The sequence below is a fragment of the Micromonospora sp. NPDC051227 genome (assembly GCF_044455385.1).
In the GTDB taxonomy this organism is placed as follows: domain Bacteria; phylum Actinomycetota; class Actinomycetes; order Mycobacteriales; family Micromonosporaceae; genus Micromonospora.
Map to the genome: position 1 here is coordinate 11,801 of NZ_JBITET010000011.1, position 18,147 is coordinate 29,947.

Genomic DNA, 18,147 nt, shown 5'->3' on the forward strand with positions numbered 1-18,147 from the left:
TCTCAGCGGCTCGCCACCGGCCCGGTGGTGACCAGCTCCCGGAGCCGGACCCCGCCCGACCGCACCGCACCGGCTTCGGGGGGCGCGATGACGCAGACCGCACCGGTGGGCCGGACGATGCGGGCGGCCCGGAACGCCGCTCGTCGTACCGGATGGCGGGGTCGCGGAACGACAAGCGCGAGAGTCGCCGCGCGGCCGCGCTGCCGGTCCAGGCCGACGCCGGCCGCCGTCGTGGCGATCGCCGCCGCGGCTCCGGCGAGGACGAGCGTCTGCCGGGGCCCGGCGTGTTCGGCGAGCCAGCCGAGCAGCGGGGCGCCGACCGCGGCGGAGACGGAGCCGGTGACCGCCAGGGCGGCGAGCACCCGGCCCCGCATCGCGCCGTCGGTGTCGAGCTGGGCGCGGGTGCCGACTGTGGTGTCGATGACCACCGCGGCGGCGGCGACCGGCAGGATCACCGCGGCGAAACTCCAGGTGCCCGGCGCAAGGCCGGCGACGATCTGCAATCCGCTGGCGAACAGGCCCGCGACGACGAGCGTCCGGTAGCCCAGGGAACGCCGCCGGGCCGCGACGAGCGCGCCCACCACCGTTCCGACCGCGAACACTGTCGACAGCAGGCCGTACCCGGAGGCGCCGGCGTCCAGCGGTCCGTCGCTCATCGCGGCCATGGTCACCTGGTAGTTGCGGCCCAGGCTGCCGAGCACGAACGACAGGGCGAGCGCGAGGAGCAGCACCGGCTGCCCGCGCAGGTAGGCGAACCCGGCGCGGACACCGTCCCGGGCCCGGCCGGCGTCCGGGACCGGGAGGCCGGGCACGGCTCCCGGGCGTACGGCGAACAGCGCCACCACCACGGCGGCGAAGCTGGCCGCGTTGACGCCGAACAGCAGGGCGGGTCCGACGGCGGCCACCACCACGGCGCCGAGGCTCATGCCGAGGATGCGGCCGGCGGAGTTGGTGAGCGAGCCGAGCGCCAGCGCGTTGCCCAGCGTCTCCCGGTCGACGAGGCTGGCGGCCCAGCGCCCCATCACCGGGCCTTCGATCGCGGAGACGGCACCGGTGGCCAGCGAGATCGCGAAGATCAGCGGCAGGCCGCCGACCCCGGTCAGGGCGACCGCCGCCAGTCCGGCGGCGAGCACCGCGTGGGCTCCCTGGGCGGCGATCAGCAACGGGCGGGCAGGCAGCCGGTCGGCCAGCACACCACCCCAGACGCTGAGCAGCAGCGTGGGCGCCGCCTGGAGCAGCACGGCGAAGCCCATGGACGTCGCCGAGCCGGTCTCCTTCAGGACGTACCAGTTGACCCCGAGGACCTGCATCCAGGTGCCGATGACGGAGATGAAGCCGGCGAGCGCCCAGATCCGGTAGTTGCGGTGGCGCAACGCGGCGAAGGTGGCACCTCTGGCCACGACGAACCTCCAGCGATCGGCAGCATGATCATTCACACCGATCGCGGCGCGGTTCGGCAGCCGGCAAGTCTTGCCGGCTTAAACCTCTTTGCCCACATTTGTGAGCGGCTTCACCAGCGGGAATGTCCGGCCGGTGCGGCGGCGGACCTGCCGCACCGACCGGACGCCCGCACCTCAGCGAGCGGCGAGAGCCTGCGCAGCCGGGCCCACCGGGGCCGGCAGTGCACCGACACCGCCCAAATAGCCGTGGATGGCGGCGGCGACCGCCCGCCCCTCGGCGATGGCCCAGACGATCAACGAAGCGCCGCGGTGCATGTCACCGGCCACGAACACCCCGTCGGCGTCGGTCTGCCAGTCGTCACGGGCGTCGATGGCGCCCCGAGGGTTGCGGGTCACACCGAACTGGGCCAGCAACGGCTGCTGCTCGGTGCCCTCGAAACCGATCGCCAGCAGCACCAGATCGGCCGGCAACTCCCGCTCGGAGCCCGGCACCACTGTGACGACCCGCCGGCCGTCGCGCTTCTCCACTGTCACCTCGGCGATCCGCACCGCCCGCACCTGACCGGTGCCGTCGTCCACGAACTCCTGCACCGCCACGGCGAAGACCCGCTCGCCACCCTCCTCGTGCGCCGGGTAGCTGCGCAACACCCACGGCCAGGTCGGCCACGGGTCCCGTGCCTCGTCGCGCTCCTGCGGCGGCTGCGGGTACAGGTCGAGCTGGTGCACGCCCGCAGCGCCCTGGCGGTGCGCGACACCGAGACAGTCGGCCGCCGTGTCACCGCCGCCGATGATCACCACGTGCTTGCCGGCCGCGTCGATCGGGGTGCCGTCCGGCAACACCGCCGGCGCCAGCCGACGCTCGGCGGTGGCCACCACGCCGGCCTGGTCGGTGGCCGCCGTGGCGACCGCGCGATTCGCCGCGACCAGGTGCGCCATCGCCTGGTGTACGCCCCGAAGCGCCCGACCCGGGGTCTCCGGCGTGTCCCGGCCCTGCAACGCCCCACAGGCCAGCAGCACCGCGTCGTACTCGGCGCGCAACTGCTCGGCGGACACGTCCACCCCGACGTTCACGCCGGTGCGGAAGCGCACCCCCTCGGCGGTGAGCTGGGCCAGCCGGGCATCGATGTGCCGCTTCTCCAACTTGAAGTCGGGGATGCCGTACCGCAGCAGGCCACCGATCGCGTCGTCGCGTTCGTACACCGTCACCGCGTGACCGGCGCGGACCAGCTGCTGCGCGGCGGTGAGGCCGGCGGGCCCGGAACCGACGACGGCGACCGACCGGCCCGACGGCGCCGGCACCGGGCGGGGGGTGAACCCCCGCGCCGCGGCGGCGTCGGCGATCTCCACCTCGACCTGCTTGATGGTCACCGGTTGACCACCGGAGATACCGAGCACGCACGCCGCCTCGCAGGGCGCCGGGCAGAGCCGGCCGGTGAACTCCGGGAAGTTGTTGGTGGCGTGCAGCGACTCGATGGCGGCGTCCCAGTTGCCGGTCCGCACCAGGTCGTTCCAGTCCGGGATGCGGTTGCCCAGCGGGCAGCCGTCGTGGCAGAACGGGATGCCGCAGTCCATGCATCGCGTGGCCTGCTCACGGACCAGTTCCTCACCGGCCGGCGGGTACACCTCCCGCCAGTCGCTGATCCGCACCGGTACCGGGCGGCGAGCCGGCAGCCGCCGGTCGTAGCGCAGGAAACCGTTCGGGTCAGGCACGTGCCACCTCCTGGGCAGCCACCCGCGGGGCGGGCGGCACCGGCATCACCGGCACAGCGGGCGCGGTCAGTTCTGTCATGACCGCGTCGTCGACGTCGCGGCCGGCTGCTTCGGCGGCCCGCATGATCTCCAGCACCCGGCGGTAGTCGCGGGGTACCACCGCCGTGAACTCGGCCACCGCCTCCGGCCACCGCTTGAGCAGCTCCTCGGCGACCGCCGACCCGGTCTCGGCGACGTGCCGTTGGACCAGCTCGTGCAGGAGCGACTGCTCCTGCTCGCCCAACGGCATCAGGTCGACCAGCTCCGCGTTGACCCGGGCCCGGTCCAGATGGTGCACGAACGCCGTGCCGCCGGACATGCCGGCAGCGAAGTTCCGGCCGGTCGCGCCGAGCACCACCACAGTGCCGCCGGTCATGTACTCGCAGCCATGGTCGCCGACGCCCTCGACCACGGCGATCGCGCCGGAGTTACGAACCGCGAACCGCTCCCCCACCCGGCCGCGCAGGAAGACCTCGCCCGCCGTGGCCCCGTACAGGATGGTGTTGCCGGCGATGATCTGATCCTCGGCCCGCTGGCCCGGCTCGGCGTCCGGGTCGAGGAACGGCGCGGCGGCGTCCGGACGGACGATGAGCCGACCTCCGGAGAGGCCCTTGCCCACGTAGTCGTTGGCGTCGCCGTGCAGGCGCAGGGTCACCCCGCGCGGCAGGAACGCGCCGAACGACTGCCCAGCCGTGCCGTGCAGCACGAACTCGATGGTGTCCTCGGGAAGGCCGGCGCCGCCGAAGCGACGGGTCACCTCACCGCCGAGCATCGCGCCGACGCTGCGGTGCTCGTTGCGCACCGCCACCTCGATCCGCACCGGCGCCCCGTCCTCCAGGGCCGGACGGGCCAGTGCGATCAGCTCGTTGTCGAGCGCCTGCTCCAGGCCGTGATCCTGCGCGCGGACCCCGCGTCGGGCCGCGCCGGCGGGCAGCTCCGGCAGGTGCAGGACGGGCGCCAGGTCCAACCCGTGCGCCTTCCAGTGCGTCACCGCCGGGGCCACGTCGAGCACCTCGGACTGCCCGATCGCCTCCTCGATCGACCGGAAACCCAGCTCGGCCAGGTAACCCCGGACCTCCTCGGCGAGGAAGAGGAAGAAGTTCTCCACGAACTCCGGCTTGCCGGTGAAGCGCTCCCGCAGCACCGGGTTCTGGGTGGCGATGCCGACCGGGCAGGTGTCCAGGTGGCAGACCCGCATCATCACGCAACCCTCGACGATCAGCGGCGCGGTAGCGAAACCGAACTCCTCCGCGCCGAGCAGCGCCGCGATCAGCACGTCCCGGCCGGTCTTGAGCTGGCCGTCAACCTGCACGGTGACCCGGTCGCGCAGCTTGTTGAGCAACAGCGTCTGCTGCGCCTCGGCCAGCCCCAGCTCCCACGGGGTGCCGGCGTGCTTGAGCGAGTTCATCGGGGAGGCGCCCGTGCCGCCGTCGTGGCCGGAGATCAGGATGACGTCCGCCTTGAGCTTCGCCACACCGGCGGCGACGGTCCCGACGCCGACCTCGCTGACCAGCTTGACGTGCACCCGGGCAGCCGGGTTGACGCACTTCAGGTCGTGCACCAGCTGGGCGAGATCCTCGATGGAGTAGATGTCGTGGTGCGGCGGCGGGGAGATCAGACCCACGCCGGGAGTGGCGTGCCGGGTCCGGGCGATCCACGGCCAGACCTTGTTGCCGGGCAGCTGACCGCCCTCACCCGGCTTGGCGCCCTGGGCCATCTTGATCTGGAGGTCGTCGGCGTTGACCAGGTATTCGCTGGTCACACCGAAGCGGCCGCTGGCGATCTGCTTGACCGCCGAACGCCGGGCCGGGTCGTGCAGCCGCTCGACGTCCTCGCCGCCCTCACCGGTGTTGGACTTGCCGCCGAGCCGGTTCATGGCGATGGCCAGCGTCTCGTGCGCCTCCGCCGAGATCGACCCGTACGACATGGCGCCGGTGGCGAACCGCTTGACGATCTCGCTGGCCGGCTCGACCTCCTCGATCGGCACCGCCGGGCGGACCCCGGTACGCAGTGTGAACAGCCCGCGCAGCGAGCCGGCCTGCGCGGCGAGCGCGTCGACCTTGGCGGTGTACTGCCGGAAGACGTCGTACTGCCGGCTGCGGGTGGCGTGTTGCAGCAGGAAGACCGTCTCCGGGTTGAACAGATGCAGCTCACCCTCGCGGCGCCACTGGTACTCGCCACCGACCTCCAACCGGTCGGACGTGGCGGTGCCGGCCGGGGGCCAGGCCAACGCGTGCCGGGCGGCCACCTCGGTGTGCACGCCGGCGAGACCCACCCCGCCGATGCGGCTGGGGGTGCCCCGGAAGTAGCGCTCGACCAGCCGGCTGTCCAGGCCGACCGCCTCGAAGACCTGCGCACCGCAGTACGAGGAGACAGTCGAGATGCCCATCTTGGACATGATCTTCAGGACGCCCTTGCCGAGCGCCTTCGCGTAGTTGCGCACCGCCGCGGCGGGCTCCACACCCATCAGCGCGCCCGTGGCGATCATGTCCTCCACCGACTCGAACGCCAGGTACGGGTTGACCGCCGCCGCGCCGTAGCCGATCAGCACCGCCGCGTGGTGCACCTCCCGGCAGTCGCCGGACTCGACGATCAGCGCCGCCTGCGTACGCGTCTGCTCACGCACCAGGTGCTGGTGCACGGCGGCGGTGAGCAGCAGCGACGGGATCGGCGCCAGGTCGGCGTTGGAGTCCCGGTCGGAGAGCACCAGGATCCGGACGCCGTCCTCGATCGCCTCGGAGACGTGCCGGCAGATCTCGGTCAGCCGCGCCTTGATCCCGGCGGCACCCTCCCGGATCCGGTACAGCCCGGAGACCCGGACCGCCTTGAAGCCGGGCAGGTCGCCGTCCTCGTCGATGGAGAGGATCTTGGCAAGCTCGTCGTTGTCGATGATCGGGTGTGGGAGCACGATCTGCCGGCAGCTCGCGGCGCCCGGGTCGAGCAGGTTGCCCTCCGGCCCGATTGTCGACGCCAGGCTGGTCACCAACTCCTCGCGGATGGCGTCCAGCGGCGGGTTGGTGACCTGGGCGAAGAGCTGGTGGAAGTAGTCGTAGAGCAGCCGCGGCCGGGTGGACAGCGGCGCGATCGGGGTGTCCGTACCCATCGAGCCGAGCGGCTCGGCGCCGGTGCGGGCCATCGGCCCGAGCAGGATCTTCAGCTCTTCCACTGTGTAGCCGAAGGTCTGCTGCCGGCGGCGCACCGAGTCGTGCGTGTAGACGGTGTGCTCGCGGGCCGGCAGATCGTTCAGCTCGATCAGCCCGGCGTGCAGCCACTCGCCGTACGGCTGGGCGGCGGCCAACTCGGACTTGATCTCCTCGTCGTGCACGATCCGCCCGGCCACGGTGTCGACCAGGAACATCCGGCCCGGCTGGAGTCGCCCCTTGGCGACCACGTGGGCCGGGTCCAGGTCGAGGACGCCCGCCTCGGAACCGAGCACCACGAGCCCGTCGTCGGTCTGCCACCAGCGCCCCGGGCGCAGCCCGTTGCGGTCCAGCACCGCGCCGACGATCTCGCCGTCGGTGAAGGCCACCGACGCCGGACCGTCCCACGGCTCCATCAGGCTGGCGTGGAAGCGGTAGAAGGCGCGCTTGCCCGGGTCCATCCCCGGGTCGTTCTCCCAGGCCTCGGGGATCATCATGAGCACCGCGTGCGGCAGGCTCCGCCCGGCCAGGTGCAGCAACTCCAGGACCTCGTCGAAGTTCGCCGAGTCGGAGGCGGCGGGGGTGCAGACCGGGAAGACCCGCCGGATGTTGCCCGGCACGTTCGGCGAGCGCAGGAGCGCCTCGCGGGCCTGCATCCAGTTGCGGTTGCCCCGGATCGTGTTGATCTCGCCGTTGTGGGCGATGAACCGGTACGGGTGCGCCAGCGGCCAGGACGGGAAGGTGTTGGTGGAGAAGCGGGAGTGCACCAGCGCGATGGCGCTGTCCACCCGCTCGTCGCGCAGATCCGGGTAGAACGCCGGCAACTGGTCGGGCGTGAGCATGCCCTTGTAGACCATGGTGCGGCTGGACAGCGACGGGAAGTACGCCGGAACGCCGCGCTCGGCGGTCTCCCGTTCGGCCTGCTTGCGCAGGCAGAACGCCACCCGGTCCAGCTCGATGCCGCGCAGCGGGGAGCCGGCCGGCCCGTCGGGAGCGTCGGTGAGGCGGTGCGCGGCCAGGAAGAGCTGCCGGACCCGGGGCATCGCCGCCAGGGCGGTCTCACCCAGGTCACTCGGGTCGATCGGCACGTCCCGCCAACCGAGCACGTCGGCGCCCTCGACCAGCGCGTACTTCTCGACCACCCGACGGGCACGCGCCTCGGCGGCATCGTCGTCGGGAAGGAAGACCAGCCCCGTGGCGTACTCGCCCGCCGGGGGAAGCGCGACGTCGGCCACCGCGCGCAGGAACGCGTCGGGCACCTGGATCATGATGCCGGCGCCGTCGCCGGTGTTCGGCTCCGCGCCACGGGCGCCCCGGTGGTCCAGCCGACAGAGCGCGCCGAGCCCATTGGCGACGACCGAGTGTGAACGCCGGCCGTGCAGGTCCGCCACGAAGGCCACGCCGCAGGCATCGTGCTCCTGCGCTGGGTCGTAGAGGCCCTGGGCGGGCGGACGGGGGTGGGGCGTCGGGGACGCCTGCGGGCTGTGCGGGTGCGGCTGTTCTGTGTCCGCGTACGGCTGAGCCACCGGGCCTCCTGTCGTCACTCAGGTTGGATCATGGTGGGGACGACGTCGGCCCGTGGGTCTATTGAGTCTACGTTAGGGCCGGGGTCGCACGGCCACCCGAGATTGATCACACCGTCCACTGGCTGGGACGTGTAGTCTCGCGCGGTGGATCCGCTACACAAGCACGTCTTCGACCGGTTGGAACGCTTCTACGACGCGGTGCCCCGCGACGTCGCCGGTGCGGAGGAGCATGGCGCGCTGGTGCTGTTCGTCCGCGAAGGTGCCGGCTGGCCGTTCTACGCCCGCCCCCGGATCGACGCCACTGAGCCGCCGTCGCTTGCCGATGTGGTCTCGGTTCGCGAACGCCAGCGGAAGCTGGGCCTGCCAGAAGCCTTCGAGTGGGTGCACGAGACGACCCCGGAGCTGCTGGCGGTGGCCCGCTCGGCGGGACTCAGCGTGCTGGAGGCGCCGCTGATGGTGCTCGACCCGAGCGCGCTGCCCGACCCGGCGACGCTCTCCGACGCGGCGGTGCGGGTGCTGGCAGCTGACTCCCCCGGCTTCGCCGCCGATGTCGCCGCCCGGCGTGCGGTGGCAGCGGTGGCGTTCGCCGCCGCCGGCACCGCGCCCGGCGAGGCCGGCCCGGCCGAACGCGACGCCGCCGTCACCGAACTCGAACTGGCCGCGCTCGACGAGGAGCGCGTTCGGATCGCCGACGGGCGACGGATCTCCGCGCTGGCCGGCACGCCGACCGAAGGCGCGCTCGCCAGTGGCATGGCGATGCGGGTGGACGACGTCGCGGAGATCGCCGGGGTGGCCACCCTGCCGTCCGCCCGACGACGCGGGCTGGGCGCCGCGCTGACCGCCACCCTGGCCCGGGAACTGCTGGCGGCCGGCACCGAGCTGGTCTTCCTCTCCGCGGGCAGCGAGGAGATCGCGCGGGTCTACCTGCGGGTCGGCTTCCGCCGAATCGGCACCGCCTGCATCGCCGAACCCGCCGCGCTCATCCCCTGACCCGCCCCGCTCCGCTGACCCGCCCCGCTCCGCTGACCTGCCGCGGCAGAGGTCAGGTCGGGGGGCGCCACTGGGCGGCGGAGGCGGCGGCGCTGGAGAGCAGCCGGGAGTTGATCGTGCCCAGTGCGGCGTCCCGGGCGCGCAGCGCCAACCGGCCGCGGGTCTGGAGCACCGCCGACATCCGCCGGGTCTGCCGGACCACTGTCGCGGCTCGGGGGCGGCGCAACCGGTCGTACGCCTGGACGGCGTCGGGCAGCCGGGCCTCCCGCAGCAGCGACGCGAGCGTGGCGGCGTCCTCGAACGCGAGGCAGGCACCCTGCCCGAGGTGCGGCGGCATGGCGTGCGCCGCGTCGCCGAGCAGCACCACCCCACCGGGCCCGACCGGAAAGCCGTACGCCCGGGGCAGCGGGCGCAGCTCGCGGACCTCCTGTTGGACCAGGTCGGTCGGGTCGGTGGCGTCGAGCAGCGCGCCGACCGGAGCGGGCCAGCCCGCGTACCAGCGGCGCAGCAGGGCGAGCTGGGTCTCCGGTGGTTCGGGGCGGGGCGCGCCGGCGGCGGTGGCCACCCAGTAGATGCCGCCCCGGGTGGACCCGCCCGAGGAGCCGCGCTCGCCCAGCGACGCGGCTACGAACCGGTAACCCGCGCCGAGAATCTCACCGGCCAGCGGCTGATCGTCGGGGAGTCGAGGTGCCTGGTACCAGGGGATGACGGCCCGCCAGGCGGCGCACCCGGAGCTGACCACCCGGGAGTCGGGCGCGAGTTGGCGGCGGATGCCGCTGTCCGTGCCGTCGGCGGCCACCACCAGATCGGCCTCGATGGTCTGCCGCCCGTCGCTGACCCCCGGCCGCTCGCCCGGCTCGACGCGGACGTGGCGCACTGTCACCCCGGTCCGCAACTCGACCCGCTCGCCGAGGCCGGCGATGAGCGCGTCGTGCAGATCCTCGCGGTGCACGACCACCGGCATCCGGTCGGCCGGGACGGGCCGGGGCTGCACGAGCCAGTGCCCGTCCGGGCGACGAACCCCGCCGTCGGGCAACGGGGTGGCGATGGCGGCCAGGCCAGCGCCGAGGCCGAGGGCCTGGAGCGCGCGGACGCCGTTGGGCCAGAGCACCACTGCGGTCGACTCGGGACGGACCCGTTCGGCGCGTTCCAACAGGGTGACCTGCCAGCCGGAACGAGCCAGCGCGCCGGCCACCGCGAGGCCACCGACCCCTGCGCCGACCACCACCGCGCTTCGCATCGGTGCCGCTCAGCTGTCCCGGTCGGCGGGACGCGCGCCCGTGGCGTCGGCCCGGTCGGTGCGAGCGGCGGACGGTTCGTCTACCGGCTCGTCGTCGCTCGACGTGAGGTCGGCGGCTGCCGTGTCGTCGGACGGCTGCCCATCAGCCGGCCGGGAGTCGTCGTCCGCCGCCGGTACGACGCCGGTGTCCTGCCAGGCGGCGTACTGCTCCTCGCTCACCACCCGGTAGCCCTCCGGCGCGGCGGCCCGCGTGGGGGTCTCCCGCTCGGAGAGGTCGACCTGGGACAGGTCGGACGTGGGGGGCGGGGTCGTCGTCGCCGCCGGGCCGAGCGGGATCAGGTAGTCCCGAGGGCCACGCACCCGTACGAAGTAGATCAGGGCGCCGAGGAAGACCAGGGCGGCGGTCCAGACGTTGAGCCGGACGCCGAGGATCTGGTTGGCCTCGTCGGTGCGCATCAGTTCGATCCAGAACCGGCCGACGGTGTAACCCATCACGTAGAGCGCGAACGCCCGGCCCCGGCCCAGCTTCATCCGGCGGTCGAGGATGAGGACCAGAGCTACGACGCCGAGGTTCCACAGCGCCTCGTAGAGGAAGGTCGGCTGGTAGAGACCCGGTTCGAGGATCGGCTGCCCGGCGTCGTCGCGGAGGGCGTGCCCGGGGTTGTCCGGGTCCATCCGGTGGATCTCCAAACCCCACGGCAGGGTCGTCCGGCCACCGAAGAGCTCGTTGTTGAACCAGTTGCCGATGCGGCCGACGGCCTGGGCCAGCGGCAGCCCGGGGGCCAGCGCGTCGGCCACCACGCCGAACGGAATGCCGAGCTGTCGGGCCGCGATCCAGGCGCCGAGCGCGCCACCGGCGACCGCGCCCCAGATGCCGAGACCGCCCTCCCAGATGGCGAACGCCTTGATCGGGTCCCCACCGGCCCCGAAGTACTTCTCGGGAGAGGTGACCACATGGTAGATCCGGGCGCCGATGATGCCGGCGGGCACCGCCCAGACAGCAATGTCGAGCACCGCGCCGGGCGCGACGCCGCGCTGCCGCAGCCGGCGCTCCGTCACCCAGCAGGCCAGCACGATGCCGGCGATGATGCAGAGCGCGTAGGCCCGGATCGGCACCGGCCCGAGCTGCCAGACCGCGGTGCTGGGGCTGGGCAGGGCCGCCTGGGGGGAGAGCGAGGCGAGGGTCACGGGTGCACACGCTACCGCTGCACACCCCCACAGCGGCACCCCGGGCCGCTGTGGGCGCATCCCGGTGACTTCTGGTTTGGGCCGCCGTAGGCTCTTTGTCCATGAGCACGCTCACCTGGGCGGTCGCCGCGATCGTCACCGACGACACCGGTCGAGTGCTGCTCTGCCAGCAGGGTCGGGGTGCCCGCCGCTACGCGTTGCCCGGCGGGCGGCTGCGCCCGGCCGAGGGCCCGGTGCGGGCGGCGCTACGGGACATTCGCGCGGAGACCGGCTGGGACATCGAGCTGACCGACCTGGTCGGCATCTACCAGGTGAGCGGCCCTTCGGGGGAGGCCGCGGCGGGACGCGCCGGCCCGCTTCCGGACGTCCTCGTGCACGTGTTCCGCGCCCGCGCGGCCGGGGTCCGACCCGTCACCGACCCACCGCCGGGCTGTCGATTGTCCTGGCACTCCCCCGACGCGCTGCCCGAGGTGGTCACCCCGCTCACCCGAGCCGCCGTCACCGACGCGACCGCCGGCCGCTCCGGCGTGCTCCGCGAGGTCAGCTGCGTGCCCGGCGCCGTCGCCCCCGCGCCGCTGCTGGCGGCTCGCCCAGCCGAGGGCAGCCGCCCGACAACCGACAGGGACGCGCGGCGCCCGGGGACCGGCCGGGACGAGCAGCGGACCGGGATCGGCCGGGACGGGCATCCGGGAGCGGGGCAGCCGCCGGAGCAGCGCGGCGAGGCCCCGGACCGGTCCCTGCATCCCTGACAGGCGGCAACCGTCCCGAGGTCCGCCGCGTGGTCGCGGACAACCTCGCCTGCCAGGCCACATCCGACTAGGCGGTATACCTGTGAGTCGTATTCATGACTCACAGGTGACCCCTCAACAGACAGACATGCCCCCGCGCTGCGCGGTCCGGCCGGCCGCCACGCCGGCAAAGCGCCAAGAGGTGAGCCGGGCCGCGTCGGCGAGGCCGGGCTCAGCGAGGGCCGGGCTCAGCGGGTGGGGTTGCGGACGCCCTCGGCGAGTTCGGCGCTGAGCGTGCGCAGGGCGGCCAGCCCGTCGGCCTCGGTGGGCGCGTCGAGCACACACCGGACCAGCGCGCTGCCCACGATCACCCCATCGGCGTAACCGGCGACGGTGCCGGCCTGCGCGCCGGTACCCACACCCAGGCCGACACCGATCGGCAGGTCGGTGACCGCGCGGGCCCGGGAGACCAGCGTCGGTGCGGCGTCAGAGGTACGCGCCCGGGCGCCGGTCACCCCCATCACGGCGGTCGCGTAGACGAAGCCACGGCAGTGCTGCACCGTCATCGCCAGCCGGGCGTCGGTGGACGACGGCGAGACCAGGAACGTGCGGTCCAGCCCGTGCGCGTCCGAGGCGGCCAGCCACTCGTCGGCCTCGTCGGGGATGAGGTCCGGGGTGATCAGGCCGGTGCCGCCGGCGGAGGCCAGGTCACGGGCGAAGACGTCCACGCCGTACCGCTCGACCGGGTTCCAGTAGGTCATGGTGACCACCGGAGCGCCGGTGGCCGCCACCGCCTCGATGATGCGCATCGTGTCCGCGGTGCGTACGCCCCCGGCCAGCGCGATGTCACTGGCCCGCTGGATCACCGGCCCGTCCATCACCGGGTCGGAGTAGGGAATCTCCACCTCGATCACGTCGACGCCGGCCTCGACCATGGCGGTCATCGCGGCGATGCTGCCGTCGACGGTGGGGAAACCGGCCGGCATGCAGCCGACCAGCAGTGCCCGTCCGTCGGCGCGGGCCTTGTCGAAGGCCACCCCGATCCGGCTCATCTCACCGCTCCTTGTCGAGGATGCCGAAGTAGTCGCCGGCGGTGTGCACGTCCTTGTCGCCCCGCCCGGAGAGGTTGACCACGATTGTGGGCTCCCGGCCCAGCTCCGCGGCGAGCTTCGGAGCCAACGCGACGGTGCCGGCGAGCGCATGTGCGCTCTCGATCGCCGGGATGATGCCCTCGGTACGGCAGAGCAGCTCGAACGCGGCCATCGCCTCGTCGTCGGTGACCGGCAGGTAGTTCGCCCGACCGGTGTCGTGCAGCCACGCGTGCTCGGGCCCGACGCCCGGGTAGTCCAGGCCGGCGGAGATCGAGTGCGACTCCAGGGTCTGCCCGTCAGCGTCCTGGAGCACGAAGGTGCGGGTGCCGTGCAGCACCCCGGCCGACCCGCCGGTGATGCTCGCCGCATGCCGGCCAGTGGCCACCCCGTCGCCACCGGCTTCGAAGCCGTACAGCCGCACGGCCTCGTCGCCCACGAAGGCGTGGAAGATGCCCAGCGCGTTGGAGCCGCCGCCGACGCAGGCGGTGACGGCGTCCGGCAACCCACCGGTGAGGTCCAGGCACTGCTGACGGGCCTCGTCACCGATGCCCCGGACGAAGTCGCGCACCATCGCCGGGAACGGGTGCGGACCGGCGGCGGTGCCGATCAGGTAGTGCGTCTCGTCGACGTTGGCCACCCAGTCGCGCATCGCCTCGTTCATCGCGTCCTTGAGGGTTCGCGAGCCGTTGGTGACCGGAATGACGGTCGCGCCGAGCATCCGCATCCGGGCAACGTTGAGCGCCTGCCGCTCGGTGTCGACCTGGCCCATGTAGACCACACACTTCAGGTCGAACAGGGCGGCGGCGGTCGCGGTGGCGACACCATGCTGGCCGGCGCCGGTCTCCGCGATCACCCGGGTCTTGCCCATCCGCTTGGTGAGCAGCGCCTGGCCGAGCACGTTGCGCACCTTGTGCGCACCCGTGTGGTTGAGGTCCTCGCGCTTGAGCAGCACCCGCGCGCCGACCTTCGCGGAGAACCGCCGGGCCTCGTAGAGCAGCGAAGGCGTGCCGGCGTAGTCGCGCAACAGCGCGCCGAACTCCGCCCGGAAGGACTCGTCCGCCATCGCCGTACGCCACGCCCCGTCGAGCTCGTCCAGCGCGGCCACCAGGGCCTCGGGAACGAACCGACCGCCGAAGCGGCCGAAGTGGCCGGCGGAGTCGGGCTGCGGGCCGGCCACCGGGGCCAGCGCGTCGGCGCTCATCGGGAATCCTCTCGGTGGGACGTCAGACCGGCGCGGGGTCAGCGCACCGGCCGGGGCGTTGCCGGGTGGTTGCCGGCGTTGACCAACTCGGCGACCGCCTCGCGGGGGCTCTTCTGGGTGACCAGGCCCTCGCCCACGAGGACCGCGTCAGCGCCCGCGGAGGCGTACCGGATCAGGTCGTGCGGGCCACGAACGCCGGATTCGGCGATCTTGACGACACTGCTGGGCAGGCCGGGCGCGATCCGCTCGAACACCGACCGGTCGACCTCCAGGGTACGCAGGTCACGGGCATTGACCCCGATCACCTGCGCGCCGGCCTCCAACGCACGGTCGGCCTCTTCCTCGTCGTGCACCTCGACCAGGGCGGTCATGCCCAGCGACTCGATCCGCTCCAGCAGGCCCATCAGGACGTTCTGCTCGAGTGCGGCGACGATCAGCAGAACCAGGTCGGCGCCGTGCGCGCGGGCCTCGTGGATCTGATAGCTGGAGACCACGAAGTCCTTACGCAGCACCGGCACGGTGACCGCCGCACGGACGGCCGCCAGGTCGTCCAGCGAACCACCGAACCAGCGCCCCTCGGTCAGCACGCTGATCGCACGCGCCCCACCGGCCGCGTAGTCGACCGCGAGGTCGGCCGGATCGGCGATCTCGGCCAGCCGCCCCTTGGACGGCGACGAGCGCTTCACCTCGGCGATCACGGCCACGCCGGGCTTGCGCAGCGCCGCGTACGCGTCCATCGGCGGCGGCGCCGCCGCTGCCAGTTCACGGATCCGCTCCAGCGGAACCTGCTCCTGGCGTCGGGCGACGTCTTCACGCACGCCGGCCAGAATCTCGTCGAGCACGCTTACGGACGCTGCCTGGCCGGCCTCGTCCCCCTCCGCGTGCGCATGCTCAGCAGTCACGAACGGACTCCCCTCTCCGGGCGTCATGGGCCGATGCTAGGGGCAGCCGACCGACGCCGAATGCCGGGGGTATGGCGCTGCTCACGAAAAGGGCTGCGGCATAATGGCCGACTTGCCGTGAAGGGGTTGTCACGCAGCGCCACCTCCGGTATCGACCACCGTCACGCGGTATGGAGCCTGGCGGCCGCGGTCAGACCGGGCCGATCCATCGATCATGCCACCAGTTTCCGCTCGGTGCCCGGCGGCAGCGACGCCAATCGATGCTGTGAGCAAGCTCAAGGCCGAACGGACGGTGCCTGTTCACGACCGAGGCGAGACAGTTGACCGGGCGGTCACCGCGGCGAAACGTCGACGGGCGAGCATCGTCCTCGGGCAGACTCGATGGCGCGCCTGCCCCGACCGCAGCAACTCCTCGTGCGAGGTGACCATGAGCATTTCCGAGCCGAACCAGACCATCGGACTGACCACCATCTCGCGGACGGTGGCATCGATCGCCGTCGGAGTGGTGCACACCGTGGAACGGGCCGTGGTGGGCGAGGGACGGATGCGGACGGCACGGGGGAACGCCTGGGAGGCGGTCTGCGCCGACCGGGCCCGCGCCGACCAACGCGCGGAGCTGAACCGCCTGGTCGCCGAGCTGACCGCCGCCCGCGCCGCCAGTCGCCGTGCCCAGTGGGAGCGCCAGCCGGTCGGCTGACCGCCCGCAGGCCACCGCGTCAGCCGGCCGTCGGGTCCTCGCCCCGGTCCAGCGCGTCCCACGCCTCGGTGGTCCGCCGTCCCGCCAACGGCGTCGGCGGCCCGGCCGGGTCGCTCTGCGCCGGCGCGGCCTGCGGCGCGGTCCGCGTCGGACGTTCGTACCGTGCGCCCATCGCCGGCCAGTCACCGCCACGCACCGCCGTCCACCAGCCGCCCCCGGCGGCCAGCAGGCCGCCGAGCAGGCAGAGCGCTGGCCACTGCCGGCTCAGGTCGCCACCCACGTCGGCTACCAGCCCATACCCGCCGCCGGCCGCGACGGCCAGACCGAGCACGCCGAGCAGCGCCCCGAGCACCCGACGCAGGCGGCCCCGGGTGGCCAGCACCGCGCCGCCCCCGGCCAAGGTCACCAGGGCCAACGCCGGCAGCCACGGCAGCAGGCTCGCACCGCTGCGGGTGTCACGCACCGGCGGCAGCGGCGCCGGACGTACCGTCAGCTCGACCGACCAACTGCGCGTCGCGGCCCACAGCGCCAGGCCCGCGCCGGCCAGGCAGAGCAGCACGGCGTACGTCAACGCGCGCCGGCCCACGACGGACCGCCCCCCGCCGCTCACGATTTCATCCCCTCGTTCGCGACTGCGGGGCTCCGCTTCGCTGCACTCCTCGCGCTCACCGAACTGGCCCTTCGTTCGCGACTGCGGGGCTCCGCTTCGCTGCACTCCTCGCGCTCACCGTGCCGGCCGGAGGGTTTCGGCGGCCGCGATCGCGGCCAACACGGCCGCTGCCTTGTTCCGCGTCTCCTGGTCCTCGCCGGCCGGGTCCGAGTCGGCCACCACCCCCGCCCCGGCCTGGACGTAGGCGCGGCCGTCGCGGATGAGCGCGGTCCGGATGGCGATCGCCATGTCCAGGTCGCCGCCGAAGCCGAAGTAGCCGACGGTGCCGCCGTAGAGGCCACGGCGGACCGGCTCCAACTCCTCGATGATTTCCATGGCGCGCACCTTGGGCGCCCCGGAGAGCGTGCCGGCCGGGAAGGTCGCGGCCAGCGCGTCGAAGGCGCTCTGGTCGTCACGCAGCGTGCCGGTGACGGTGGAGACGATGTGCATGACGTGGCTGTACCGCTCGATGGTGGCGAACTCGGGCACCTCCACACTGCCGGGCTGACAGACCCGACCCAGGTCGTTGCGGCCGAGGTCGACCAGCATCACGTGCTCGGCTCGTTCCTTCGGATCGGCGAGCAGTTCGGCGGCGAGCGCGGCGTCGGCGGCGGGGGTGCCGCCCCGCGGCCGGGTGCCGGCGATCGGGTGCAACAAAGCCCGGCGCCGCCCGTCCGCGGCCCCGGTGACCTTCAGGTGCGCCTCCGGAGACGAGCCGACGATGTCGAACCCGTCGAAGCGCAGCAGGTACATGTACGGGCTGGGGTTGCTGGTGCGCAGCACCCGGTAGACGTCCAGCGGGTCGGCGTGGGTCGTCCGCTCGAAGCGCTGGGAGAGCACGATCTGGAAGCACTCACCGGCCCTGATCGCCTCCTTGGCTGCCTCCACCGCCTTCGGGTAGCCGCCGTCGGGCGTACGGCAGAGCACCTCGCCGGCCGGCGGACGCTCGACCGTGGAGATCATCGGCGGGATGGGCCGGGACAGCGCCGTGGTCATCGCGTCCAACCGGCCCACCGCGTGGTGGTAGGCGGCCGCGACCTGCGGGGCGCGGTCCGGGGCGTCCAACGGCGGCAGCACCGCGTTGGCGACCAGGATGGCGGAGCCGTCGTAGTGGTCGAGCACCACCAGGTCGGTGGCGAGCATCATGCCCAGCTCCGGGACGCCCAGGTCGTCCTCGGTCAGCTCGGGCAACCGCTCGAAACGCCGGATCAGGTCGTAGCCGAGGTAGCCGACCATGCCCCCGGTCAGCGGCGGCAGACCGTCGGACGGGTCCCCGACCGGGCCGGCAAGCGCCGCCACCGTCTCCCGCAGCATCCGCACCGGCTCACCCTCGGTGCTCAGCCCCGCCGGCGGCTGGCCGAGCCAGGTCGCCACACCGTCGCGCTCGATCAGGGTCGCGCTGCTGCGTACGCCGATGAACGAGTACCGCGACCAGGCCATGCCGGCTGAGCCGACGCCCTGCTCGGCCGATTCCAACAGGAACGTGCCCGGTCCACCGGCAAGCTTCCGGTAGACCCCGACCGGGGTCTCCGCGTCGGCCAGCAGCCGCCGGGTGACCGGCACGACCCGCCAGTCGGCGGCCAGCGCCGTGAAGGTGGCCAGGTCGGGGCTGAGGGTGCCGTCGGTCATCAGCCGACCCGCCTTTC

Annotated in this window: 13 protein-coding genes; 3 read left to right on the forward strand and 10 right to left on the reverse strand. The window is 73.2% G+C overall.

What is annotated here, in order from left to right; all coding sequences use genetic code 11:
* Nucleotides 1–2 precede the first annotated feature (2 nt).
* The 3 genes from ACIA47_RS24030 to gltB form a co-directional block, all read right to left on the reverse strand.
* A complete protein-coding gene (locus ACIA47_RS24030) occupies nucleotides 3–1,400 on the reverse strand; it encodes an MFS transporter (protein WP_396710837.1) in 1,398 nt (465 codons plus the stop codon).
* A gap of 174 nt (nucleotides 1,401–1,574) precedes the next feature.
* The gene (locus tag ACIA47_RS24035; protein WP_396710838.1) at nucleotides 1,575–3,110 is read right to left on the reverse strand and encodes a glutamate synthase subunit beta; all 1,536 of its coding nucleotides are present in this window, start codon (nucleotides 3,108–3,110) and stop codon (nucleotides 1,575–1,577) included.
* Nucleotides 3,103–7,815 carry a glutamate synthase large subunit gene (gene gltB / locus ACIA47_RS24040; protein ID WP_396710839.1) on the reverse strand — a complete coding sequence of 1,571 codons (4,713 nt, stop codon included), beginning with the start codon at nucleotides 7,813–7,815 and terminating at the stop codon, nucleotides 3,103–3,105. Before gltB ends, ACIA47_RS24035 begins: the two co-directional genes overlap by 8 nt.
* 144 nt (nucleotides 7,816–7,959) lie before the next feature.
* Here gltB and ACIA47_RS24045 point away from each other — a divergent pair, with 144 nt between their 5' ends.
* The gene (locus ACIA47_RS24045; RefSeq protein ID WP_396710840.1) at nucleotides 7,960–8,805 is read left to right on the forward strand and encodes a GNAT family N-acetyltransferase; all 846 of its coding nucleotides are present in this window, start codon (nucleotides 7,960–7,962) and stop codon (nucleotides 8,803–8,805) included.
* 52 nt (nucleotides 8,806–8,857) lie between these two features.
* On the opposite strand, the gene ACIA47_RS24050 is transcribed toward ACIA47_RS24045, so the two are convergent.
* Nucleotides 8,858–10,045 carry an FAD-dependent monooxygenase gene (locus ACIA47_RS24050; RefSeq protein ID WP_396710841.1) on the reverse strand — a complete coding sequence of 396 codons (1,188 nt, stop codon included), beginning with the start codon at nucleotides 10,043–10,045 and terminating at the stop codon, nucleotides 8,858–8,860.
* A 9-nt stretch (nucleotides 10,046–10,054) separates the two neighbouring features.
* A complete protein-coding gene (gene lgt / locus ACIA47_RS24055) occupies nucleotides 10,055–11,233 on the reverse strand; it encodes a prolipoprotein diacylglyceryl transferase (protein WP_396710842.1) in 1,179 nt (392 codons plus the stop codon).
* Nucleotides 11,234–11,334: 101 nt separating this feature from the next.
* Here lgt and ACIA47_RS24060 point away from each other — a divergent pair, with 101 nt between their 5' ends.
* Nucleotides 11,335–11,982 (forward strand): NUDIX hydrolase, encoded by a 648-nt coding sequence (locus ACIA47_RS24060; RefSeq protein ID WP_396710843.1) that lies wholly within the window; start codon nucleotides 11,335–11,337, stop codon nucleotides 11,980–11,982.
* A gap of 227 nt (nucleotides 11,983–12,209) precedes the next feature.
* Here the strand turns inward: ACIA47_RS24060 and trpA are convergent, their stop codons facing one another.
* Genes trpA through trpC form a run of 3 tightly spaced genes read right to left on the reverse strand, consistent with a single transcriptional unit; the run spans nucleotide 12,210 to nucleotide 15,095 of the window.
* Nucleotides 12,210–13,013, reverse strand: a complete 804-nt coding sequence (gene trpA / locus ACIA47_RS24065) for a tryptophan synthase subunit alpha (RefSeq protein ID WP_203125723.1) — start codon at nucleotides 13,011–13,013, stop codon at nucleotides 12,210–12,212.
* Nucleotide 13,014: 1 nt separating this feature from the next.
* Entirely contained in the window at nucleotides 13,015–14,253 is a 1,239-nt protein-coding gene (gene trpB / locus ACIA47_RS24070) for a tryptophan synthase subunit beta (protein ID WP_396710844.1), read from the reverse strand.
* Nucleotides 14,254–14,291: 38 nt separating this feature from the next.
* Entirely contained in the window at nucleotides 14,292–15,095 is an 804-nt protein-coding gene (trpC, locus tag ACIA47_RS24075; protein ID WP_030334428.1) for an indole-3-glycerol phosphate synthase TrpC, read from the reverse strand.
* A gap of 487 nt (nucleotides 15,096–15,582) precedes the next feature.
* Between trpC and ACIA47_RS24080 the strand changes: the two genes are divergently transcribed.
* Entirely contained in the window at nucleotides 15,583–15,852 is a 270-nt protein-coding gene (locus ACIA47_RS24080) for a hypothetical protein (RefSeq protein WP_396710845.1), read from the forward strand.
* A 19-nt stretch (nucleotides 15,853–15,871) separates the two neighbouring features.
* Here ACIA47_RS24080 and ACIA47_RS24085 read toward each other — a convergent pair whose 3' ends face one another.
* Together ACIA47_RS24085 and ACIA47_RS24090 are read right to left on the reverse strand one after the other, a co-directional pair.
* Nucleotides 15,872–16,462, reverse strand: a complete 591-nt coding sequence (locus tag ACIA47_RS24085) for a Trp biosynthesis-associated membrane protein (protein ID WP_396710846.1) — start codon at nucleotides 16,460–16,462, stop codon at nucleotides 15,872–15,874.
* Nucleotides 16,463–16,576: 114 nt separating this feature from the next.
* Nucleotides 16,577–18,130, reverse strand: coding sequence for an anthranilate synthase component I (locus tag ACIA47_RS24090; RefSeq protein WP_203125725.1), 1,554 nt, complete (start codon nucleotides 18,128–18,130; stop codon nucleotides 16,577–16,579).
* Nucleotides 18,131–18,147: the final 17 nt, after the last annotated feature.

Coding starts and splice junctions, on each gene's coding strand:
- ACIA47_RS24050 (WP_396710841.1), bottom strand. CDS start 10,045: ATGCGAAGCGCGGTGGTGGTCGGCGCAGGGGTCGGTGGCCTCGCGGTG.
- trpB (WP_396710844.1), bottom strand. CDS start 14,253: ATGAGCGCCGACGCGCTGGCCCCGGTGGCCGGCCCGCAGCCCGACTCC.
- ACIA47_RS24090 (WP_203125725.1), bottom strand. CDS start 18,130: ATGACCGACGGCACCCTCAGCCCCGACCTGGCCACCTTCACGGCGCTG.
- trpA (WP_203125723.1), bottom strand. CDS start 13,013: ATGAGCCGGATCGGGGTGGCCTTCGACAAGGCCCGCGCCGACGGACGG.
- ACIA47_RS24060 (WP_396710843.1), top strand. CDS start 11,335: ATGAGCACGCTCACCTGGGCGGTCGCCGCGATCGTCACCGACGACACC.
- ACIA47_RS24080 (WP_396710845.1), top strand. CDS start 15,583: ATGAGCATTTCCGAGCCGAACCAGACCATCGGACTGACCACCATCTCG.